General features: G+C 73.4%; 22 protein-coding genes. 15 read left to right on the forward strand and 7 right to left on the reverse strand.

Annotated features, from left to right (window positions below; all coding sequences use genetic code 11):
* Positions 1 to 141: 141 nt before the first annotated feature.
* Positions 142 to 438, forward strand: a complete 297-nt coding sequence (gene groES, locus Q1K26_RS23770; RefSeq protein ID WP_205347287.1) for a co-chaperone GroES — start codon at positions 142 to 144, stop codon at positions 436 to 438.
* Positions 439 to 570: 132 nt separating this feature from the next.
* Positions 571 to 2,196, forward strand: a complete 1,626-nt coding sequence (gene groL, locus Q1K26_RS23775) for a chaperonin GroEL (protein ID WP_300017245.1) — start codon at positions 571 to 573, stop codon at positions 2,194 to 2,196.
* 130 nt (positions 2,197 to 2,326) lie between these two features.
* On the opposite strand, the gene Q1K26_RS23780 is transcribed toward groL, so the two are convergent.
* Positions 2,327 to 2,650, reverse strand: coding sequence for a WhiB family transcriptional regulator (locus Q1K26_RS23780; protein ID WP_300017248.1), 324 nt, complete (start codon positions 2,648 to 2,650; stop codon positions 2,327 to 2,329).
* A gap of 138 nt (positions 2,651 to 2,788) precedes the next feature.
* On the opposite strand from Q1K26_RS23780, the gene Q1K26_RS23785 reads away from it, so the two are divergent.
* From Q1K26_RS23785 to Q1K26_RS23805, 5 genes are all read left to right on the forward strand, one after another.
* Positions 2,789 to 3,844 carry a MerR family transcriptional regulator gene (locus tag Q1K26_RS23785; RefSeq protein WP_300017251.1) on the forward strand — a complete coding sequence of 352 codons (1,056 nt, stop codon included), beginning with the start codon at positions 2,789 to 2,791 and terminating at the stop codon, positions 3,842 to 3,844.
* Positions 3,845 to 3,945: 101 nt separating this feature from the next.
* Positions 3,946 to 4,824, forward strand: a complete 879-nt coding sequence (locus tag Q1K26_RS23790; protein WP_300017254.1) for a hypothetical protein — start codon at positions 3,946 to 3,948, stop codon at positions 4,822 to 4,824.
* Positions 4,825 to 4,989: 165 nt separating this feature from the next.
* The gene (locus Q1K26_RS23795) at positions 4,990 to 5,586 is read left to right on the forward strand and encodes a response regulator transcription factor (RefSeq protein WP_300017257.1); all 597 of its coding nucleotides are present in this window, start codon (positions 4,990 to 4,992) and stop codon (positions 5,584 to 5,586) included.
* Positions 5,587 to 5,836: 250 nt separating this feature from the next.
* Positions 5,837 to 6,403 (forward strand): sigma-70 family RNA polymerase sigma factor, encoded by a 567-nt coding sequence (locus Q1K26_RS23800; protein ID WP_300017261.1) that lies wholly within the window; start codon positions 5,837 to 5,839, stop codon positions 6,401 to 6,403.
* Positions 6,404 to 7,498 (forward strand): anti-sigma-D factor RsdA, encoded by a 1,095-nt coding sequence (locus tag Q1K26_RS23805; RefSeq protein WP_300017264.1) that lies wholly within the window; start codon positions 6,404 to 6,406, stop codon positions 7,496 to 7,498.
* A 64-nt stretch (positions 7,499 to 7,562) separates the two neighbouring features.
* Here Q1K26_RS23805 and Q1K26_RS23810 read toward each other — a convergent pair whose 3' ends face one another.
* Entirely contained in the window at positions 7,563 to 7,949 is a 387-nt protein-coding gene (locus Q1K26_RS23810; protein ID WP_300017359.1) for a DUF5319 domain-containing protein, read from the reverse strand.
* 173 nt (positions 7,950 to 8,122) lie between these two features.
* Here Q1K26_RS23810 and guaB point away from each other — a divergent pair, with 173 nt between their 5' ends.
* The 5 genes from guaB to Q1K26_RS23835 all read left to right on the forward strand — a co-directional run bounded on the left by guaB (position 8,123) and on the right by Q1K26_RS23835 (position 14,016).
* Positions 8,123 to 9,625, forward strand: a complete 1,503-nt coding sequence (gene guaB, locus Q1K26_RS23815) for an IMP dehydrogenase (RefSeq protein WP_300017267.1) — start codon at positions 8,123 to 8,125, stop codon at positions 9,623 to 9,625.
* Positions 9,626 to 9,669: 44 nt separating this feature from the next.
* Positions 9,670 to 10,794: a GuaB3 family IMP dehydrogenase-related protein gene (locus Q1K26_RS23820; protein WP_300017270.1), complete on the forward strand. Its 1,125-nt coding sequence runs from the start codon at positions 9,670 to 9,672 to the stop codon at positions 10,792 to 10,794.
* A 227-nt stretch (positions 10,795 to 11,021) separates the two neighbouring features.
* Entirely contained in the window at positions 11,022 to 11,180 is a 159-nt protein-coding gene (locus tag Q1K26_RS23825) for a hypothetical protein (protein WP_300017273.1), read from the forward strand.
* A gap of 277 nt (positions 11,181 to 11,457) precedes the next feature.
* Entirely contained in the window at positions 11,458 to 13,005 is a 1,548-nt protein-coding gene (gene guaA, locus Q1K26_RS23830) for a glutamine-hydrolyzing GMP synthase (protein WP_300017276.1), read from the forward strand.
* Positions 13,006 to 13,086: 81 nt separating this feature from the next.
* Positions 13,087 to 14,016, forward strand: a complete 930-nt coding sequence (locus tag Q1K26_RS23835) for a methylenetetrahydrofolate reductase (RefSeq protein ID WP_300017279.1) — start codon at positions 13,087 to 13,089, stop codon at positions 14,014 to 14,016.
* A gap of 123 nt (positions 14,017 to 14,139) precedes the next feature.
* Here the strand turns inward: Q1K26_RS23835 and Q1K26_RS23840 are convergent, their stop codons facing one another.
* Positions 14,140 to 14,331 (reverse strand): hypothetical protein, encoded by a 192-nt coding sequence (locus Q1K26_RS23840; RefSeq protein WP_300017282.1) that lies wholly within the window; start codon positions 14,329 to 14,331, stop codon positions 14,140 to 14,142.
* The gene (locus tag Q1K26_RS23845) at positions 14,324 to 15,493 is read right to left on the reverse strand and encodes a PspC domain-containing protein (RefSeq protein ID WP_300017285.1); all 1,170 of its coding nucleotides are present in this window, start codon (positions 15,491 to 15,493) and stop codon (positions 14,324 to 14,326) included. The genes Q1K26_RS23840 and Q1K26_RS23845 overlap by 8 nt, the downstream gene beginning before the upstream one ends.
* 108 nt (positions 15,494 to 15,601) lie before the next feature.
* Between Q1K26_RS23845 and Q1K26_RS23850 the strand changes: the two genes are divergently transcribed.
* Entirely contained in the window at positions 15,602 to 16,816 is a 1,215-nt protein-coding gene (locus Q1K26_RS23850; protein ID WP_300017288.1) for an ATP-binding protein, read from the forward strand.
* Positions 16,813 to 17,481, forward strand: a complete 669-nt coding sequence (locus Q1K26_RS23855) for a response regulator transcription factor (RefSeq protein WP_300017291.1) — start codon at positions 16,813 to 16,815, stop codon at positions 17,479 to 17,481. The genes Q1K26_RS23850 and Q1K26_RS23855 overlap by 4 nt, the downstream gene beginning before the upstream one ends.
* Positions 17,482 to 17,548: 67 nt before the next feature.
* On the opposite strand, the gene Q1K26_RS23860 is transcribed toward Q1K26_RS23855, so the two are convergent.
* The 3 genes from Q1K26_RS23860 to Q1K26_RS23870 all read right to left on the reverse strand — a co-directional run bounded on the left by Q1K26_RS23860 (position 17,549) and on the right by Q1K26_RS23870 (position 19,189).
* The gene (locus Q1K26_RS23860) at positions 17,549 to 18,406 is read right to left on the reverse strand and encodes a hypothetical protein (protein WP_300017294.1); all 858 of its coding nucleotides are present in this window, start codon (positions 18,404 to 18,406) and stop codon (positions 17,549 to 17,551) included.
* A 169-nt stretch (positions 18,407 to 18,575) separates the two neighbouring features.
* On the reverse strand, positions 18,576 to 18,890 hold the full coding sequence (locus tag Q1K26_RS23865; RefSeq protein WP_300017297.1) for a hypothetical protein: 315 nt from the start codon (positions 18,888 to 18,890) through the stop codon (positions 18,576 to 18,578).
* 44 nt (positions 18,891 to 18,934) lie between these two features.
* The gene (locus Q1K26_RS23870) at positions 18,935 to 19,189 is read right to left on the reverse strand and encodes a chorismate mutase (protein ID WP_300017360.1); all 255 of its coding nucleotides are present in this window, start codon (positions 19,187 to 19,189) and stop codon (positions 18,935 to 18,937) included.
* Between the two features lie 276 nt (positions 19,190 to 19,465).
* Between Q1K26_RS23870 and pcrA the strand changes: the two genes are divergently transcribed.
* Entirely contained in the window at positions 19,466 to 21,835 is a 2,370-nt protein-coding gene (gene pcrA, locus Q1K26_RS23875; protein ID WP_300017300.1) for a DNA helicase PcrA, read from the forward strand.
* The last annotated feature ends 30 nt before the right edge of the window (positions 21,836 to 21,865 follow it).

Consider the following 21,865-nt stretch of genomic DNA (forward strand, 5'->3'; position numbering starts at 1 on the left):
TGGCACTCTCATGGGTAGAGTGCCAATGCACGTTGTGTTCGACCTCGCACCCCGGCACCCGCGGCGGCGGGGAGCACCGGGTCGGGCACACGTCATTTCCGACACAGTCGAGATACACGCACACACCCCGAAGGGGAGGTCATCGTCGTGGCGAACATCAAGCCGCTCGAGGACAAGATCGTCGTCCAGGCCAGCGAGGCGGAGACCACGACCGCGTCCGGCATCGTCATCCCGGACACCGCCAAGGAGAAGCCCCAGGAGGGCAAGGTCCTGGCCGTGGGCCCCGGTCGCATCGACGACAACGGCAACCGCGTCCCGCTGGACGTGGCGGTCGGCGACGTCGTCATCTACTCGAAGTACGGCGGCACCGAGGTCAAGTACAACGGCGAGGAGTACCTCATCCTCTCCGCGCGTGACGTGCTCGCGGTGGTGAACTGATCTTGGCTGTCAACTGACGCAGGCAGTTCTGCACTACCGCCGCCCCGGTGGTCCCTCGACCGAGCGGGCCGCCGGGGCGGTTGCCATTCCTGCAGAAGTCACGGCCCGGATAGATCCCTAGAGAGGCAGGACATGCCGAAGCAGATCAGCTTCGACGAGAACACCCGCCGCGCACTGGAGCGCGGGGTGAACCAGCTCGCCGACGCGGTCAAGGTCACCCTCGGTCCGCGCGGCCGGCACGTCGTCATCGACAAGAAGTTCGGTGGGCCGACCGTCACCAACGACGGCGTCACCATCGCCCGCGAGGTCGACCTCGAGGACCCGTTCGAGAACCTCGGGGCCCAGCTCGCGAAGACCGTCGCCACCAAGACCAACGACGTCGCGGGTGACGGCACCACGACCGCGACCGTGCTCGCCCAGGCCATGGTGGCCGCGGGCCTGCGCAACGTCGCCGCCGGGGCCAACCCGATGGCGATGGGCAAGGGGATCTCCGCCGCCGCCGACGCGGTCGCCGAGTTCCTCAAGGAGAAGGCGACCCCGGTCAACGACACCGACCACATCGCCCAGGTCGGCACGATCGCCTCCCGTGAGGAGGAGATCGGCACGCTGATCTCCGACGCGCTCAAGGCGGTCGGCAAGGACGGCGTGATCACGATCGAGGAGGGGTCCACCCTCGCCACCGATCTGGAGCTCACCGAGGGCCTGCAGTTCGAGAAGGGCTATCTCTCGCCCTACTTCGTGACCGACTCCGAGTCCATGGAGGCCGTGCTGGAGGACGCCTACGTCCTGCTGCACCGTGACAAGATCAGCGCCATCGCCGATCTGCTCCCGCTGCTGGAGAAGGTGCTCGCCGACGGCAAGCCGCTGCTGATCGTGGCCGAGGACCTGGAGGGCGAGGCGCTCTCGACCCTCGTCGTCAACTCGATCCGCAAGACGATCAAGGTCGCCGCGGTCAAGTCGCCGTTCTTCGGCGACCGCCGCAAGTGGTTCATGGAGGACCTGGCCATCGCCACCGGTGGCACGGTCATCAACCCGGAGGTCGGGCTCAAGCTGTCCGAGGCCGGGCTGGACCTGCTGGGCACCGTGCGTCGCGTGGTCGTCACCAAGGACAACACCACCTTCGTCGAGGGTGGCGGCGCCAAGGAGGCCACCGACGCGCGCGTCGCGCAGCTGCGCGCCGAGATCGCCGCCGCCGACTCCGACTGGGACCGCGAAAAGCTCCAGGAGCGCCTCGCGAAGCTCTCCGGCGGTGTCGCGGTGATCAAGGTCGGCGGGGCCACCGAGACCGCGCTCAAGGAGCGCAAGCACCGCATCGAGGACGCGGTGTCGGCCACCCGGGCCGCGGTCGAGGAGGGCATCGTGCCCGGCGGCGGCTCGGCGCTGGTGCAGGCGGCCAAGGTGCTCGCGGACGGCCTGGGCCTCACCGGGGACGAGGCCACCGGCGTCGCGGTCGTGCGCAAGGCGCTCTCGGCGCCGCTGTTCTGGATCGCCGCCAACGGCGGTCTCGAGGGCGCGGTCGTCGTGGGCAAGGTCGCCGACCAGGAGTGGGGACACGGCTACAACGCCGCCACCCTCACCTACGGCGACCTGATGGCCGACGGCGTCATCGACCCGGTCAAGGTCACGCGCTCGGCCGTGGTCAACGCCGCGTCGATCGCCCGCATGGTGCTCACCACCGAGAGCGCCGTCGTCGACCAGCCGGTCGAGGACCCGCCGGCGCCCGCGGGCGGCGGCCACGGTCACGGGCACGGCCACTGAGCGACACCGTGCGCTGATCCCACCCGCACGTCGAACGGGCCACCTCCCCTCAGGGGAGGTGGCCCGTTCCGCTTCCTTCACGGGATCGGATCGGTGACGCCGCGCCGACCCCGGGGTCCGGTGAACCCGATCAGGGGCGGGCCCCCCGCATGCGCGGTTCGGCGACCTTCAGCGTCCGGTCGCGCCCCCGGATGAGGTCGTCGCGCTCGGCCTCCGACAGGCCGCCCCATACGCCGTAGGGCTCGTGCGCGGCCAGCGCGTGCCTGCGGCACTGCTCGAGCACGGGGCACGCGCGGCACACCTGCTTGGCCCGGGCCTCGCGATTGGCCCGCGCCGGGCCCCGCTCACCCTCGGGATGGAAGAAGAACGCGCTGTCCATCCCGCGGCAGGACCCGCGCATCTGCCAGTCCCAGATGTCGGTGACCGGCACCGGGAGTCTCCGCGTATCCGCCATTCCAACCTCCTTCGCCACGACCGTGGCCCCAGGTTGCCGGATACCACAGTAGAACCGCGCCAAACATTGTTCAAGGTGCGTTGGATCGCATCGCCCGGTCCGGTTGCCCTTCGCGTACCGGACACGGACGATGGGCGGATGCACCCGGATCCCGTGCCGCCCGCTGCGGGTACCGCCGGGGACGAGCCGCGGCTGACCGTCGCGGCCGCGGCGCGCAGGCTCGGGGTCGCGCCGGCCACGCTGCGGACGTGGGACCGGCGCTACGGGATGGGCCCCGGCGAGCACCGGCCGGGCCGGCACCGTCGCTACTCACCCGACGACCTCGCTCGCCTGGAGCTCATGCAGCACGCCCTGCTGCGGGGCGCCTCCCCCGCCGACGCGGCGGGCTACGCCCGGGCCGCGCGCCTGCCCCGCCCCGGGGGGGACGCCGCGGACCGGCCGCGCCCGCTGCCCGCGGTGCCGCGCGAGGAGGGCACGCCCGGTCCCGACGTCGGCGGCCCGGTGCTGCTCGCCGACGACACCGGGGACGGCCAGGCCGCCACCCGGGTCCGGGTCGGTGGCCACGTGCTGCGCCTGCCCGGGGCCGGGCGTGCGGCACGCGGGCTCGGGCGGGCCGCGCTGGCGCTGGACGCCGCCGCGGTGCGCGGGGGGTTGCGCGAGGCGGTCGAGCGGGGCGGGGTGGCCCACGCCTGGGACGAGGTCGCGCGTCCGGTGCTGGTGTCGGTGGCCCGGCGCTGGGCCGACAGCGGGGCGGGTGTCGAGATCGAGCACCTGGTGAGCGAGTGCGTGATCGGGGTGTTCGGCAGGCACGCGGCGGAGGCGCCCGCCCCGGTGAGCCCGCGCCCGGTGCTGCTCGCCGGGATGCCGGCCGAGCAGCACACGCTGCCCCTCGTCGTGCTGGCGGCGGCCCTGGCCGACCGTCGCGTGGAGAGCACGTCACTGGGGTCGAACCTGCCCCTCGACGCGCTCGTCGCCGCGGTCCGGCGCACCGCACCGGCGGCCGTCGTGCTGTGGGCGCAGATGCCCGCGACTGCCGACGTCGAGGTGCTCAGGGCGCTGCCGCGCACCCGGCCGCGGTTCCGGACCTACGTCGCGGGACCGGGATGGACGGGCGTGGCGCTGCCGCCGCGGATCACCTGGCTCGGTTCGCTGCGCGATGCGGAGCGCGAACTCGTCGCCACGGTGCTGGTCTGAGCCGCGGAGGGTCGAGCGCGCGGCTGCGGGACGCCGCGTTCGGGTCCGGGTGCCCGCCCCCCGCCGCCGGTACGACCCCGCACGAGCGGTGGTTGCGGGCGGTGGTGCTCGGCGGTCTCGGGCGGTACGCCGCCGCGACCGTCCGGCTCGGCGGTCTGCTCGCGGACCCGGCCACCCCGGCCGCGGTCGCCGCCCACGCCGGCGTGACCCTCGCCTCGCTGCGCCGCCAGCAGGGCGGCCACGCCGCCGCACGGGCCCTGGACGGCGCGGCGCTGCGTCGGGCGGTCACCGCAGGGGGCCCGGACCGGACGGATGCGGACCGGACGGACGCGGACGGCACGGACGCGGACGGCACGGACGCGCTCGCGGCCCGCGTCGACGCACTGGTCGGGCTGGCGGCCGACGCGCTCGGTCTCGGGGACCCGCTCGCGGCGGAACGCCTGCTGCGGGCGGCCGCTGCCCTCCCGCACCCGTCGTGGCGGCTGCGGGTACGGGCCGGTTGGGTGCGGGCCGAACTCGCGCTGTGCGCCGGACCTGCGGCCGGCGCCGTCGCGCCCGCGGAGGCGGCCCTGGCCGGGGCCGAGGCCGCCGGGTCGGTTCGGCACGTCCTCAAGTCGCGCCTCGTGCTGGCCGTCGCCCGAGCGGTGACTCGCCCGAACGGACGAGAACTCGCTGAGCTGGACGCAGTGGCCGACGCCGCAGCGGTCGCGGGTCTGCTGCCGCTCGTCTGGCCTGCGCGGCTCGCCGCCGCCGATCTGCTGGATCGGATGTCGCCGTCCGTGTCCATATCGTCACCGAGTGCAAACGATGAGCGGGGCAAGGCGCCGTACGAATCGGTGAACGGTGGGTCGAGCGGCGCGGCACGCCGACGACACGCCGCAGCGGTGACGGTGACCGATCTGTACCAGCTCAGCGACCCGATGGGCAGAGGCCTGATGGGGGAGTCGGTGTGGGTGCCGGCGCGGCTACCGCTACTGTAATTACTCCATTCGGAACATCGTCACCCACATGACGAGTGCCACTCGGCGCAACAGTCCCGAATGGAGGGCACGAAACGGCCCTGATCGTGTCAAGGTGGACGGGTCACCCGCCGATGAGGGGGTGACACATCACCCGGCTGCAGGAAGCTGCAGGAAGGAATCGTCGTGACGACGGTACTCATCTGCGACGATCGTCGCAGCGTCCGCGAAGGCCTGACCCGCGTGATGTCCGCGGTGCCGGGGGTGCATCGGATCGATTGCGTTGCACACGGGGACGAACTACTGGCCCGGTACTCCCGGCAGCCGGTGGACGTTGTCCTGGTCGGCACCCAGCGAGCGGTGCCCACCGGGGTGGAGGCCACGCGGCGGCTCGTCGCGGCGCACCCCCAGTCCAACGTCAGCGTCTTCGGGGCCCCCGACGACGCGGGCAGCATCGCCGCGGCCATCGCTGGCGGTGCCCGCGGCTACCTCCGCTGGGACGCCTCGCGCCCCGAGCTGGTGGCCGCACTCGCCCATACCCTCGCCAGCACGGCGGTGCCCACTCCACGGGCACCCACCGACCCCGGAGTGCAGCTCACCGAGCGCGAGCTGCAGGTGCTGCGGGGGATGAGCCAGGGCAAGAGCAACGGGCAGATCGGGCGCGAGCTCTACCTGTCCGAGGACACGGTCAAGACCCACGCCCGCCGGCTGTTCCGCAAGCTCGGTGTCCGCGACCGGGCGCAGGCCGTGGCTCACGGGTTCCGCCGTGGGCTGGTCTCCTAGAGCCCGCGAACCGGGCCCTCGAACGGCACTTCCGTCCAGCTTGAACCGGGCGGGGGTGCCGTTTCGTCGTGTCCGGGCAACTTCCCGACGGTGACAGACGTCCAACACCTACGAGGTATCCCGCGCCGGGTCACCGCGAGCCTTCGCTACGGTGGTCCGCACTGAGGACACGGTCGAACACGTTCCGTGATCACCCTCACGAACGGATGAGATCGAACTATGCTGCGTAACACCGGGACAACACAGTGCGATGAGTGAAACGACAGACGTTCCCGACGAGCTGGTCGCCCGCGCGATGACGGGCGACCGAGCTGCGGTCGGGCGCGTTCTCGCCATCATTCGGCCTCTGGTCGTGCGGTACTGCCGCGCGCGCCTGGGGCGTGAGCGTTCGTTCGCCTCGGCGGACGACGTCGCACAGGAGGTGTGTTTGGCCGTGTTGACGGCCTTGCCCGGGTACCGGGTGCAGGGGCGCCCGTTCCTTGCCTTCGTGTACGGCATCGCATCACACAAGGTGATCGATGCCCACCGTGCGGCCACCCGCAACAAGTCCGAACCCGTCGCCGACGTCCCGGATGCGGTCTCGTCCGTCGACGGCCCCGAACAGCGTGCGCTCCGTGTCGAACTCTCCGGCGAGATGGGCCGGTTGCTCGATCAGCTCCCCGACAAACAACGAGAGATACTGGTGCTGCGCATCGTGGTGGGCCTGTCCGCGGAGGAGACGGCCGAGGCGGTCGGCTCCACGCCCGGAGCGGTCCGGGTGGCCCAACACCGGGCGCTGGCCCGGCTCCGCAAGTCGATGCCCGAGGGGGTGGTCTAGATGCAGGACGAACGACGCGGTTTCGGCGAGACGAGTCCTCGCCGGCCGCGTACCAACGGCAGCCACTCCCATCGCCGCAACGGCAACCAGCCCGAGTTCGGTCGCGCCCGGCCGGTTCCGTTCTCCGAGGTCGCCGACGAACCCGTCGATCTCGTCGCGGTCCAGGCCGACGACGAGCTGATCAGCGCGCTCGCCGCCGGCATGTCGGTGTCGGCGCCCGGCGTCGGTGGGTACGACGCCGACGACCAGGTCGCCGCGCTGCTCGCCGCGTGGCGGGCCGAGGTCGACGCCGAGCCGCTACCCGAGATGATCGACCTGGACACGGCCACCGCCACGGTGCTGGCCGCGTCCCGCCCGCCCGCCCGGCGGAACCGGCACCTCGCCACGGTCGCCGCCGCGGCCGCTGTCATCGTGTTCAGCATCGGCGGGGTGTCGATCGGCGCTTCCGACGCCCGCCCCGGCGACGCCCTCTGGGACGTCTCGCGGGTGCTCTACGCCGAGCGGGCCGAGTCCGTCGAGGCGGCCGAGCGGATCGAGATCCGCATCGACGAGGCCAAGGCCGCACTCGAACGCGGCGAGCCGGCCCAGGCGGCCCAGGCGCTCGCCGCAGCCGAGGACGACCTGATCGCCGTCCGGGTCGAGGAGGGGCGGGCCGAGCTGGCCGAGGTGCAGAGCTTCCTCGAGGCCAAGGCGGCCGAGACGCCGCAGGGCCAGCGGAACGAGCCCGGCGCCCCGCTGGCCAGCGACCCGGCCCGGCCGGTCCCTCCGCGCGCGAGCACCGACACCCCCGCGAGCGAGTCCGCCACCTCGCCGTCCGATACCACCACGGTGGCCCCGTCGCCGTCGGATCCGGCGGTCAGCCCGCTCGATGCGTCGGTGTCGCCCACCACGGGTGTCGATCCCAGCGTGTCGCCGAGCGCCGAGGACGAGCCCTCGACCGGGAGCGGCGAGGGCAGCCCGGACGACACCACCGGCAGCACTTCCAGCACCACGGGCACGGCCGAGGGCTCGCCCGACGCCACGACGTCCGGCGGGGGCCAGAGCATGGGCACCCCGGAGTCCACGGCCGAGGGCTCGCCCACGCCGGCCAGCTGAGGCGCGAGACGTCGACGACCCGGCCCCGATGGGAGACCCGGGCCGTCGAACGGCACCGGTGCGCTCAGGAGTCGGACAGCACCGCGTCGGCGTACCCGCGGCAGTACTCCCACGTGACGTAGCCCGCGGGATCCGGGTCGAACGCGGGCTCGTGCGGCCGCATCTGTCCCTCGTCGAGAAGCTGCTGCAGGCTGGCCCGCAACAGGCTCCACTCGTGGAAGTGCTGCTCGCCGCAGTCGCCGCAGTCGACGACGATCCCCCGCACGCCGCGCGCCTCCAGCAGGGCCTGATACACGGCCAGGTCGGCCAGGTCGGCCACGATCTCGTCGCGCTCGGTGTCGCTGAGGACCTCGGGGTCCTCGCCCTCCGGGCTGTCCAGCGACAGCGCGGGGTCGTGCGGATCCCCGGCGAAGGGGTCCGGTGGCAGCGAGTCAGGAGGCACGGGCCCGATCGTACCCGCGGCGAGCGCGGCGGCCGCGCCGCGTGGGTGAGGCGTACGCGGCCCGTTGTGGGATTCCCCTCGCGTGACCGGCGCCCCACGGACCGGGAGCGTGGATACGATGGTCGGATCGGGGCGGCCGTGTGTCGCCGACCGCGACTGACGTCGCCGAGGAGAGGGCCCGGATGACGAGCGAGACGCCCGGACTGCCAGCCAAGTTCGCGATGCTGGGCCTGACGTTCGACGACGTGCTGCTGCTGCCGGCCGAGTCCGACGTCGTGCCCGGTGCCGTCGACACGGCAACGCAGGTGACGCGCCGGGTCCGGCTGAAGGTGCCGCTGGTGTCCTCGCCGATGGACACCGTCACCGAGTCGCGGATGGCGATCGCGATGGCCCGCGCGGGCGGGCTGGGCACCCTGCACCGCAACCTCTCGGCCGAGCAGCAGGCCGCGCAGGTGGAGGTCGTGAAGCGGTCCGAGGCGGGGATGGTCACCGATCCCGTCACCTGTGCGCCGGACGCCACCCTCGCCGACGTCGACGCGCTGTGTGCCAAGTTCCGCATCTCCGGCGTTCCGGTCACCGACGGGGGCGGGCGGCTCGTCGGCATCATCACCAACCGCGACATGCGGTTCGAGATGGACCACAGCCGTCCCGTCCACGAGGTGATGACGCACGCGCCGCTGATCACCGCGCGCCACGGCGTGTCCGCGGAGGCGGCCCTGGGCCTGCTGCGCCGGCACAAGCTGGAGAAGCTGCCGATCATCGACAACGACGGCATCCTGCGCGGGCTCATCACGATCAAGGACTTCAACAAGACCGAGAAGTACCCGCTGGCCACGAAGGACCCCGACGGGCGGCTGGTCGTGGCTGCCGCGGTGGGCGTCGGCGAGGACTCGTACAAGCGCGCGATGCTGCTGGTCGAGGCCGGCGTCGACGTGCTGATGGTCGACACCGCCCACGGCCACTCGCGGCGCGTGCTGGAGATGGTGGCCAAGCTGCGCGCCGAGGTCGGTGACGTCGACGTCGTCGGCGGCAACGTCGCCACCCGGGCGGGGGCCGCGGCGCTCGTCGAGGCCGGGGCCGACGCGGTGAAGGTCGGGGTCGGGCCGGGTTCCATCTGCACCACGCGCGTCGTCGCGGGGGTCGGGGCGCCGCAGATCACCGCGATCTACGAGGCGTCGCTGGCCTGCGCCGCGTCCGGGGTCCCGGTGATCGGCGACGGCGGCATCCAGTACTCCGGCGACATCTCGAAGGCGATCGCGGCAGGCGCCTCCACCGTGATGCTGGGCAGCCTGCTCGCCGGGACCGCCGAGTCGCCCGGTGACCTCGTCCTGCACGGTGGCAAGCAGTACAAGACCTACCGTGGCATGGGCTCGCTCGGGGCGATGGCCTCGCGCGAGGGCTCGAAGTCGTACTCGAAGGACCGCTACGCCCAGGACGACGTGCTCAGCGAGGACAAGCTGGTGCCCGAGGGCATCGAGGGCCGCATCCCGTTCCGCGGGCCGCTTGCGCAGGTGGTGCACCAGCTCACCGGCGGGCTGCGCTCGGGCATGGGCTACGCGGGCGCGCAGACGATCGCGGCGCTGCAGCAGGCGCAGCTGGTGCGGATCACCGCGGCGGGGCTCAAGGAGAGCCATCCGCACGACATCACGATGACGGTCGAGGCGCCCAACTACGCGGCTCGCTAGGGCCCGGGGCGGGTAGGGACCGACGAGGTCTCTACGCTCTCCACGTGCGCGACCTCGTGGAGATCGGGATGGGCCGGGAGGCCCGCCGCAGCTACGACCTGAGCCAGGTCGAGATCGTGCCGTCCCGGCGGACGCGCAGCTCGCAGGAGGTGTCCACCGCCTGGCAGCTCGACGCGTACCGCTTCGAGATCCCGCTCATCACCCACCCGACCGACGCGGTGGTGTCCCCGGCCAGCGCGGTCGCGGTCGGCAAGCTCGGCGGTCTGGCGGTGCTCAACGCCGAGGGGCTGTGGGCCCGGCACGCCGACGCCGAGGGCGCGCTCGCCCGGGTGCGCGACGCGGCGGAGTCCGACGACCCGACCGCCGCCGTCCGCGTGCTCCAGGAGCTGCACGCCGCACCGATCCAGCCGGCGCTGCTGTCCGAGGCACTGCGCGCGGTGCGCGAGGCGGGCGTCACCGTGGCCGCGCGCGTGTCCCCCCAGCGCGCGAGGGAGCTCACCCCCGACCTGCTCGGGGCCGGCGTCGAGATCCTGGTCGTGCAGGGCACGATCATCTCCGCCGAGCACGTGTCCGGCGGCGAGCCGCTCAACCTCAAGGAGTTCATCGCCTCCCTCGACGTGCCGGTCGTCGCAGGCGGGGTGGGCGACTACCGCACCGCGATGCACCTGATGCGCACCGGCGCGGCCGGGGTGATCGTCGGCTACGGGGAGTCCAGCGCCACCACCACCGACGAGGTGCTGGGCATCGGCGTGCCGATGGCCACCGCGATCGTCGACGCCGCCGCGGCCCGGCGCGACTACCTCGACGAGACCGGCGGCCGCTACGTCCACGTCATCGCCGACGGTGGCATGACCGGATCCGGCGACCTGGCCAAGGCCATCGCGTGCGGTGCCGACGCCGTGATGCTCGGCGAGCAGCTGGCCGAGGCGTCGGACTCGCCGGGGCAGGGGCTGTACTGGACGTCGTCGGTGGCGCACCCGTCGCTGCCGCGCTCGGACGTCAGCGGCTTCGGCACCGGCGACCGCAACCTCGAGCAGGTGCTGTTCGGGCCCGCGTCGGCGCCCTACGGGGCGGTGAACCTGTTCGGGGCGCTGCGCCGGGCGATGGCGAAGACGGGCTACTCGGACCTCAAGGAGTTCCAGCGGGTGGGGCTGACCGTCCGCGGCTGACCCGTCGCCGTCACCACCGTCGCCCTCGCCGGCGGAGAACGGTCCAGCCCGCGCCTCCGGTGCCACCTGTGTTGCGCGTGGACGACACCGTGACCCGTGCGACGATGGCGATGGCGGGGTGACCAGCCCCGCCGAGGCACTCCGACGGCTGCGGGACGCCGCGGCCGACGGCAGCCTCGACGCGTTCTGCCGGCGTCACCACGTGCGGGTCCTCACCGTGTTCGGCAGTGCCGCGCGGGGAGATCCGGGAGCGGGCGCTGGTCGGCTCGCTGGTGCTGTTCGAGAGCGTCCCCGGCGCGGTCGCGGCTGCTCAGGTCGCCGCGATCGCCGAGCGGATCGAGACCGATCCGATGCGCCGACTGGACCTGGAACTGCTGGCCCGATGACCCGTGAACTCGATTGGCGTTCGCTGCGTGCGAAGATCCGGGGGATCCGGCAGCTTCTCGACGACCTCGACGGTATGGGTCCCTTCGACCGCGAGCGTCTTCTCCGGCTGCCGGCACGCGCAACGCGCTCGTGCACGCCCATCTCGACATCGACTACGGCAAGGTCGAGATTGCCCTGGACAGGGCACCCGAGCTGTTCGGGGAGTAGGTGCGTCAGGTGGCGCGGTGGATCGCACAGCGTTCGGAGCACGGGTCGAGCGGTCGTTAGGCTGGCCCGGTGCAGCCACCCACCGTCCTCGTCGTCGACTACGGCGCCCAGTACGCGCAACTGATCGCCCGCCGGGTGCGCGAGGCGCAGGTGTACTCCGAGATCGTCCCCGGGGATGCCTCCGTCGAGGAGATCGTGGCACGCAAGCCGGCCGCGGTGATCCTGTCCGGTGGGCCGTCGAGCGTGTACGCCGACGGGGCGCCCGCCGTCGACCCCGAGCTGTTCACGGCCGGGATCCCCGTGCTCGGGCTCTGCTACGGCTTCCAGGCCATGGCCCGGGCCCTCGGCGGGGAGGTGGCGCCCGACGGCACGCGCGAGTACGGGCGCACCGAGCTGACGGTCACCGAGCCCGGCGCCCTGCACGGCGGGCTGCCCGCCCGGCACCCGGTGTGGATGAGCCACGGCGACTCGGTGGTGCGTGCGCCGGAGGGCTTCACCGTCACTGCGTCGAGCGAGCGGGCGGCGGTGGCGGCGTTCGAGGACGTCGATCGCCGCCTGGCCGGGGTCCAGTACCACCCCGAGGTGGGCCACTCGCCGCACGGCCAGGAGGTGCTGCGCCGGTTCCTGCGCGACGTCGCCGGGATCGCCCCCGGATGGACCACCTCCTCGATCATCGACGACACGGTGGCCGCGGTGCGCGCACAGGTGGGCGAGGGCCGAGCGATCTGCGGGCTGTCCGGCGGCGTGGACTCCGCGGTGGCTGCGGCCCTCGTGCAGCGGGCCATCGGCGACCGGCTGACCTGCGTGTTCGTCGACCACGGGCTGCTGCGCAGCGGCGAGCGCGAGCAGGTGGAGCGCGACTTCGTCGCCGCCACCGGGGCCAGGCTGCACACCGAGCACGTCGCCGACCGGTTCCTCGCCGCGCTGGCCGGGGTCACCGACCCGGAGGCCAAGCGCAAGACCATCGGCCGGGAGTTCATCCGGGTGTTCGAGGCGGCCACGGCCGCCGTGGCGCAGGACGAGCACGTGGGCTTCCTCGTGCAGGGCACCCTCTACCCCGACGTGGTGGAGAGCGGCGGCGGGTCGGGTACGGCCACCATCAAGAGCCACCACAACGTCGGCGGGCTACCCGACGACATCGAGTTCGCGCTGGTGGAACCGCTGCGCGCGCTGTTCAAGGACGAGGTCCGCCGCGTCGGTGCGGAGCTGGGGCTGCCGGAGACGATCGTCGGACGGCAGCCGTTCCCGGGGCCGGGTCTGGGTATCCGGATCATCGGTGAGGTCACCTTCGACCGGCTGGAGACGCTGCGCGCCGCCGACGCGATCGCCCGCGAGGAGCTCACCGCGGCCGGGCTGGACGGCGAGATCTGGCAGTGCCCGGTGGTGCTGCTCGCCGACGTCCGCAGTGTCGGGGTGCAGGGCGACGGCCGCACCTACGGGCATCCGGTCGTGCTGCGGCCGGTGTCGAGCGAGGACGCCATGACCGCCGACTGGACCCGCCTGCCCTACGACGTGCTGGAACGGATCTCGACCCGGATCACCAACGAAGTGGCCGAGGTCAACCGCGTCGTTCTCGACGTCACGAGCAAGCCGCCGGGCACCATCGAGTGGGAGTGACCCGCACGTAGGGCCTGACTCGCGCGCACGGAGGGCCCGACTCGCGCGCACGGGGGGCCCGACTCGCGGCAGGATGGGGCGGTGTCCTCGCCTGTGAACCTGCCCGTCGAGATCCCGGGTCGGCTCGCCGGCGCCCTGCGCAGCGGGCGGTTCGCCGTCACCGCGGAGATCGGGCCACCGCGCGGGGCCGATCCCGGCGCGGTCCGGGCGGCGGCCGCCGTGCTGCGCGGCCGGGTCGACGCCGCGAACGTCACCGACAACCAGGGCGCGCAGGTCCGGGTGGGCAGCCTCGCGGGCAGCGCGCTGGCGCAGGCGGCGGGCCTGGAGCCGATCATGCAGATGACCTGCCGGGACCGGAACCGGATCGCACTGCAGTCCGACCTGCTCTCCGCGGGCGCGCTCGGGGTGCCCAACCTGCTGCTGATGACCGGGGACCGGCCAGAACGCGGCGATCATCCCGACGCCACCGCCGTGTTCGACCTGACCTCGGGGTCCCTGATGGCGGCGGCCCGGGCCCTGCGCGACGACGGCGTGCTGCTGTCGGGGCGTGCGGTCGAGCCCCGGCCGCGGTTCCTGCTCGGCGCCGTCGACGCCGGGGCGGGCACCCCCGAGCGGCTGGCGCAGAAGGTCGCCGACGGCGCGGAGTTCGTCCAGACGCAGTTCGTGTTCGACGTCGGCGCGTTCGCCGCCTGGATGCGGCGCGTGCGCGATCTCGGACTCGACACCCGGTGCGGGATCCTCGCCGGCGTCGGCCCGGTCCGGTCGCTGCGCGCGCTGGACTTCATGGCCGGCATCCCCGGAGTCGTCGTCCCCCCGGAACTCGAACGTCGGCTGCGGGGCGTCGCGGCGGAGCGGGTGGCCGAGGAGGGCATGGCGGCGTGCGCGGAGACGGTGGCCGCGCTGCGCGAGATGCCGGGCGTCGCGGGGGTGCACGTGATGGCGGTGGGGTTCGAGCGCGGGGTCCCGGCGATCCTGGACGCCGCGGGGATCGGGCCCGTGCCGGTGGCCTGAACGCAGGGAGGGCATCCCTCGCACCGGTCGCCCGGTGCGAGGGATGCCCCCGGTGGCCGTCGCTCCCCAGCACGGCCCGAGCCGGTCACCGGCGCTCCCCAGCACCGGTGACCGATGGTCAGCTCATGTCCGCCTGCCGCGCAGGCTGCTCACCAGCAGGGTCAGGCCCAGCAGCGCCGCTCCGGCGGCCAGCACCCAGCGCACGTCGATCGCCGGCAGCCAGTCGACGAACGCGGCCACCGACATCAGCAGGGCCAGCACACCGGTGACCAGGGTCACCAGGTCCGGGCGGCGGCGGATCACCGGTTCAGCCACGGAGCACCTCCACGTCCCCCGCCCCGGTCGTGACGGCGACCTCCAGCGGCCGTCCGGAACGGATCCCGTCGGCGCCGAGGTCGTCGACGCGGGTGAGCTCGGCCCCCGGTCCGTCGGTCCCCTGCCCGTCGAAGCGGACCTCCCCGAGCCCGGCGGTGCCGGTGAACGTGACGTCAGCGTCGGCGGGCACCAGGACCCGCACGTCTCCGACGCCCACCTCGACCGACGTCGTGACGGGCGCGGTGCCGTCGAGGTCCAGCCCGCGCAGGTCGAGGGTGAAGTCCCCGGCCCCGTGCTCGTAGCGGGGATCCAGGCCGGTCACCGTCGCGGGGGCGAACCGGACGTCCCCGACATCGCCCGGTGGCCAGGTCTCCAGCGGCGCCGCGACGGCGCCCCAGGTCAGCAGCCCGACGACCACCGCGAACGGGACGAGCCCGCGCCCGGCGTGCAGGAACGATCCGACCAGCAGCCCCGCCCCGAGCACGGCAAGCACCACACCGAGCAGGATCGGCACGCTCGACGGCGAGAACACCCCGGTCGCGAGCAGCAGCAGTGCCGTGACTCCGCCCGCGAGCAGGGCCAGCGCCAGCGTCACCGCGGTGACGGGCAGCCGGCGCGGCGGGGGCGGCGGTGGCGCCTGGCCGGGGTCGGGCAGGTCCCACGCGAACGGAGCGGCGCCCAGCGGGTCCCACGACGGAGGCTCCTGCTCGCCCTTCACCAGCGAGACGGCGGGCGCCACGGCGGGCGCCACGGCGGGAGCCGGATCGGGTGCCGGAACGACCGAACCCCGGCTGCGGTGCAGCAGGAACAGCAGCCCCAGCGCGACGAGACCGAGCAGCAGCCCGCCGTCGGACCCGAAGAACAGGCCGGCGCCGAGCAGGCCCAGCACGGCCAGCCCCACCAGGGCGGGAACGCCCGGGCCGCGGCGCCCACCCGGTGCGTCGCCCGCATCGGGCAGCACCACCACGCCGACGAGGTAGAGCAGCAGCCCGACCCCGTAGAACGCGGTGACGGCGAACGCCACGCGCACGAGCACCGGGTCGATGTCGTAGCGGCGCGCGATCGCGAGCGCCACACCGCCGACCTTCCGTCCGTCCCGCGGCCGCGCAGGCCGCGTGTCCCACATCTCGCGGAGCGTGCCGCGCACCTCTGTCCGGTCCATGGCGTCCAGAGTGGCGTCGGAGGATGTCCCCGGCCATGAGGGATGACCCCGGGGTGCCCCCGAGTTTCCCCCGATGTCGGCATCGCGATCGCGTGTGACGATGGTCGGGTGACCACGCCTTCCATCCCCACCGCGCCGCTCGCGCGCCGCCGCAGCGGCCGCCTGGTCGCGGGCGTCGCCGGCGGGGTGGCCGACCACCTCGGCATCTCGGTGCTGTGGGTGCGGATCGCGTTCCTGGTGCTGGCCGTGCTGTTCTGGACCGGGGCCGTCGCCTACGCCCTGCTCTGGATCTTCGTGCGGCCGGAGGGGCGCGACGTCCCGCGCCGCACCTCCCCCCGGGAACGCCAGCAGGGGCTGGGCGTGGCCGCGCTGGCTGTCGCCGCCGCCCTGACCGCGGCCGCGCTGGGCAACGACGCCGTCGGCTGGATCGTGGGGCCGCTGGGCGTCGCGGCCATCGGTGCCGCGGTGGTCTGGCGCGAGGCCGACGAGGGGCAGCGCCGCCGCTGGACCCGCACCGGCACCGCGGCCGGTGGATGGACCGCCGTCCTGCGGACGCTGGCCGGGGCGCTGTTCGTCGCCGCCGGGATCACGGTGTTCCTCGTCGGCAACCTGCAGCTCGGGCAGGTGCAGTTCGCGCTGCTCGCGGTGCTGGCCACCCTCCTCGGCGTCGGGGTGCTGACGGTGCCGTGGTGGGTGCGGCTGGTCCGCGAGCTCACCGAGGAGCGCCGTGAGCGCATCGTGGACGCCGAGCGCGCCGAGATCGCCGCGCACCTGCACGACTCGGTGCTGCAGACCCTCGCCCTGATCCAGCGCCAGTCCGACCAGCCGCGCGAGGTGCAGCGCCTCGCCCGCAGCCAGGAGCGCGAGCTGCGAACCTGGCTCTACGGCGCGGGCGGCTACGGCAGACCTACCGTGGAGGAGGGGCTGGCCGACGCGCTCGCCGCCACCGCCGCGGAGGTGGAGGACACCTACGCGGTGACGGTCAAGCCGGTCGTCGTCGGCGGTGACCGCACGCTCGACGACGGCCTGCGTGCGCTCGTACTGGCCGGGCGCGAGGCGATGGTCAACGCGGCCAAGCACGCCGGCGTCGAGGAGGTGTCGGTGTTCTGCGAGGTCGAGGACGACGAGGTCAACCTGTTCGTCCGCGACCGCGGCCGGGGCTTCGACCCCGCCGACGTCCCTGCGGATCGGCACGGCCTGGCCGACTCCGTGCACGCCCGGATGGCCCGCCACGGCGGTACCGTGCGGCTGCGCAGCACCCCCGGCGAGGGCACCGAGGTGCACCTGGCCGTCCCCACCCGTCAGGAAGCGACCACGTCATGAGCGATACCGAACCCGGCACGATCTCCGTGTTCCTCGTCGACGACCACGCCCTGTTCCGCTCCGGTGTCCGCGCCGAGCTGGAGCGCAACGTGCCCGACGTGACGGTGGTGGGCGAGGCGGGCTCGGTCGACGAGGCCGTGGCCGCGATCCGGCACCTGGGCCCCGACGTCGTGCTGCTCGACGTCCACATGCCCGACGGGGGCGGGGCCGAGGTGCTGCGCAAGCTCCGTCCCGAGCTCCCCGACCTGGTGTTCCTCGCACTGTCGGTGTCCGATGCCGCCGAGGACGTCATCGCCGTGATCCGGGCGGGCGCGCGCGGCTACGTCACCAAGACGATCTCGGGACGGGAGCTGGCCGACGCGGTGCGCCGCGTGCACGGCGGGGACGCGGTCTTCTCCCCGCGGCTGGCCGGGTTCGTGCTCGACGTGTTCTCCGACAAGCCCGGCGCGTCCCCGCCGGGGGACCCGGAGCTGGACCTGCTCACCCGCCGCGAGCGGGACGTGCTGCGGCTGCTGGCCCGGGGCTACGCCTACAAGGAGATCGCGGGGGAGCTGTTCATCTCGGTCAAGACGGTGGAGACGCACGTGTCGAGCGTGCTGCGCAAGACCCAGCTGTCCAACCGCTACGAGCTGTCCCGCTGGGCGTCGGACCGCCGGTTGGTGTAGCTCGCGGGCGGCGTGGCCGCTACGAGCTGTCGCGCTGGGCTCGGACCGCCGGTTGGTGTAGCTCGGCTCAGAGCAGGCCGGAGACGGTGCGGCCGAGCGACCGCACCGGGTCGGACAGCGGGTCGGGAAGCGCGCCGCCGACGGTCTCGACCGTACCGCCGACGATCCCACCGCCCGCCTGCTCCTCCGTCGCGGAGCCGCCGCCCTGGTCGTTCCCGCTCTGGTCGTTCCCGCTCTGGTCGTCGCGGCCGGATCCGCTGTCCTGCTCGACGGGCCTCTGGTCACCCGAGTCGCGGCGGTCGTCCGCCCCGCCGGCGAGCGGCGCCGCGGAGCCCTGGGGCGTGCCCGAGCCGGCCGGGGGCGAGGTGCCCGGCACCGCGGAACCCGACGGGCCGTCGCCCGCTCCGCCGGGGCTGTCCGGGAAGGCCGTGGCCATCCACGACGTCGGTGCTGCGGCGCCCGGATCGAGCGCGTCGCTCTGCGCGGTGTTGTCGACGACGGTGGGGACGGCGCCGGCCGGGACCTGCTCGGGACCCGGGCGCCCCTGCCCGGGAAGGCCGCCCTGCTGCGCAGGGGCGTCACCGGCCGGGGTCGCGGAGTTCTGGAGGACGGTACCGGCCCCGAACACCGATCCGGCGGCGAGCAGCACCCCGGCGGCGAGCGCGCTGCGGCGCAGTGCCGTGCCCCGGCGGACCGGCGCCGCGCGCTCGTCGTCGGGGAGGCCGGGCTGCCGGTCCGACCCGGCCGGCACCGGAGGCTCGGCAGCCTGCGGCGCGCGGCCCTCCCGCCGCAGCAGGCTGTGCACCGAGACGGGTGCGGTGGCGGGCGCGGGGTCGGCAGGCGGCTCGGACGCGTAGCGACTCAGGAGATCGGCGACGGTGACGACGCCGGGCGACGCGTCGCGATCGGACAGCAGCTGAGCCACGCGCAGCATCCTCCCTTGGAGTGAACGAGTCGCGCTCTGTCTACCGGATGCGACCATCGCCCGCTGCACCGACCCCGTGCGATGCACAGGATCACTCGTTCGGATCAGCTGGAGAACCGGTGGCTGCGACGGGCGTTCGTTCGAACGGCGAAGCGACGACCAGGTCGGATCAGATCTGGCCGCGGAACTGTGCGCGCGTGCCGTCGAGGGCCTGCTTCGCCGCGAACCCCGCGCCTCCTCCGAGCAGGATCCCGAGGATGTCGAGCGGGAGGCCGCCGGTCGTGAGCAGCAGGGCGAACGCGGCGACGGCCGCGGTGCCACCGGCCAGCTTCCACCGGCCGTTGACGTACTGCGCCGTGGTGGCGCCGACGGCCCCGCGCTTGCGGGCCGCGCTGTTCAGCATGGCCAGGTACCCGACGTGCCCGAGCGCGGCGAGCAGCCCGAGCAGCGCCACGAGGAAAGCCACGATCCCGACGACATCCATGGGTTCCAGAGTGCCACGATCCGCGGGGCGACGCCCGGACGGGATCAGCGACCGCCGAGCCGTCCCCGGCCCAGCCGGAGCAGGAGCATGCCCAACTCGCGGCCCTCGGCGCCGAGCTCGCGGAACCGCGCGAGCACGGCCATCTCGCGGTTGTAGACGATCCGCGGGCCGCCCGCCGCCATCCGGGCGCGGCCGATGCGCTGGGAGACCTCGCTGCGACGCTTGACCAGCCGCAGTATCTCCGCGTCGAGATGGTCGATCTCGACGCGCAGCTCCTGGATCTCGTCCTCGGCCGGGATGTCGTCGTCGGGCCCGTTCTGGTCGGGCCCGTTTCCGTTCGGCAGGGTGTTCGGGGTGCTCACGGTCACGGTCTCCTCCTCATCGACGGTGCCCGAACCCGTGACAGGAGAGAGCCCCGGGTCGCTCTGGACACCGGGGCTCGTGGGTTGGTCAGCGCTGGGCCGCCACGGGCACCGGGATCCGGTACCCGTAGAAAAATCGCCAGCTCTGCGATCGCACGCGGGAAGTGTGCCACAACCGGAGGTGTCAGGGGGCGGCGGTAACCTTCGAACACGATGAGCGCCTTGTTCGAACTGCCTGCCCAGACCGTGTCGACCCCCCGCACCGCCCGGGGTGCGGCGCTGCTGGAGGGGCTCAACCCGCGCCAGCGTGACGCGGTGGTGCACGCCGGTTCGCCCTTGCTCATCGTGGCGGGGGCCGGATCGGGCAAGACGCGCGTGCTCAGCCACCGCATCGGCTGGCTGCTCGCCGAGCGCGACGTGCACCCCGGCGAGATCATGTCGATCACCTTCACCAACAAGGCCGCGGCCGAGATGAAGGAGCGGGTCGACGGGCTGGTCGGGCGCCGCGCGAACGCGATGTGGGTGTCCACCTTCCACTCGATGTGCGTGCGGATCCTGCGCCGCGAGGCCCAGCACCTGGGCGTGCGCTCGGCGTTCTCCGTCTACGACGCCGACGACACGCGCCGCCTCGTCGGGCTCGTCACGCGTGACCTGGAGCTCGACCCGAAGAGGTACGCCGCGCGCGCCGTCGCCGCGCAGATCTCCAACCTCAAGAACGAGCTGCTCGCCCCGGCCGACGCCGCCGAGCGCGCCACGAACGACCACGAGCGCAGGGTCGCCGAGGTCTACGGCGTCTACCAGGCCCGGCTGCGCACGGCCAACGCGTTCGACTTCGACGACCTGATCATGGAGACGGTGGCGCTGCTGCAGCGGCTGCCCGCCGTCGCGGAGTACTACCGGCGCCGCTTCCGGCACGTGCTCGTCGACGAGTACCAGGACACCAACCACGCGCAGTACGTGCTGGTCCGCGAGCTGGTCGCGCCGGCGGTCCCGGGTGCTGCGGGGCGGGCGGGGGAGGGCGCGGAGCTGTGCGTGGTGGGTGACTCCGACCAGTCGATCTACGCGTTCCGCGGCGCCAACATCCGCAACATCGTGGAGTTCGAGAAGGACTTCCCGGACGCTCGCACGATCCTGCTGGAGCAGAACTACCGGTCCACACAGTCGATCCTCACCGCGGCCAACACGGTGATCGCGCGCAACCCCGACCGCCGCGACAAGCGGCTGTGGTCCGAGCAGGGCGACGGGGAGAAGATCGTCGGCTACGTCGCCGACAACGAGCACGACGAGGCCGCGTTCGTCGCGGCCGAGATCGACCGGCTCTGCGACACCGGGGAGTACCGGCGCTCCGACGTGGCCGTCTTCTACCGCACCAACTCCCAGTCGCGGCCCTTCGAGGACGTGTTCGTGCGGGTCGGGCTGCCCTACAAGGTCGTCGGCGGGCTGCGGTTCTACGAGCGCAAGGAGGTGCGCGACGCGCTGGCGTACCTGCGGGTGCTGTCCAACCCCGAGGACACGGTCAGCCTGCGCCGCATCCTCAACGTCCCCAAGCGCGGCATCGGCGACCGCGCCGAGGAGCTCGTCGCGTCCTACGCCGACCGCGAGCGCATCTCCTTCAACGCGGCCCTGCGGATCGCCGCCGAGCGACCTGAGCAGATCCCGGGCCTGGTCACGCGCTCGCGGCGGTGCATCGCGGCGTTCGTCGGCATCCTCGACGACCTCGCCGAGCTGGTGGAGCGGGGCGAGGGCACCGCGGAGCTGCTGGAGGCCGTCTACGCGAAGACCGGCTACACCGACGAGCTGGAGGCCAGCGAGGACACCCAGGACGGCACCCGGCGGGACAACCTCGCCGAGCTGGTCACGGTGGCGCGTGAGTTCGCGGGCGACGCGGCGGTGGCGGACGCGGCGGTCGCCCCGGAGTTCGACACGGGCCTGCCCGAGCCTGGCGTCCCCGCACCGGGGTCGCTCGCGGCGTTCCTGGAGCGCGTCGCGCTGGTCGCCGACGCCGACTCCATCCCCGACGACGACTCCGGTCTCGTCACGCTGATGACGCTGCACACGGCCAAGGGCCTGGAGTTCCCGGTCGTGTTCCTCACCGGCTGGGAGGACGGCGTGTTCCCGCACATGCGGGCGCTGGGCGATCCGACCGAGCTGGCCGAGGAGCGGCGGCTGGCCTACGTCGGCATCACGCGCGCGCAGCAGCGGCTCTACCTGTCCCGCGCGATGATCCGCTCGTCGTTCGGGCAGCCCAACGCCAACCCGGCGTCACGCTTCCTCGCCGAGGTGCCCGAGTCGCTCGTGGACTGGCGTCGCGCGGAGCCCGAGCGCTCCGCCCCGGTGGGCCGCGTCGGCTTCGGTCGCCGGGCAGGCGCCACCGACCGCGGCAACTGGAACGTCCCGAAGGCCGCGCTGGCCCCCTCGCTGAGCCTGGACGTGGGCGACCGCGTCAACCACGACAAGTACGGCCTGGGCACGGTGGTCGCCTCCGACGGGGCCGGCGTGCGCGCCACGGTCACCATCGACTTCGGCAGCGCAGGCACCGTGCGGCTCATGCTCATCGGCGGGGTGCCGATGCAGAAGCTCTGATCCGGGTGGAACCGCAGGTTCTCGGATTCC

Origin of the sequence: Pseudonocardia sp. (assembly GCF_029263155.1) — a bacterium.
Classification (GTDB): Bacteria; Actinomycetota; Actinomycetes; order Mycobacteriales; family Pseudonocardiaceae; genus Pseudonocardia.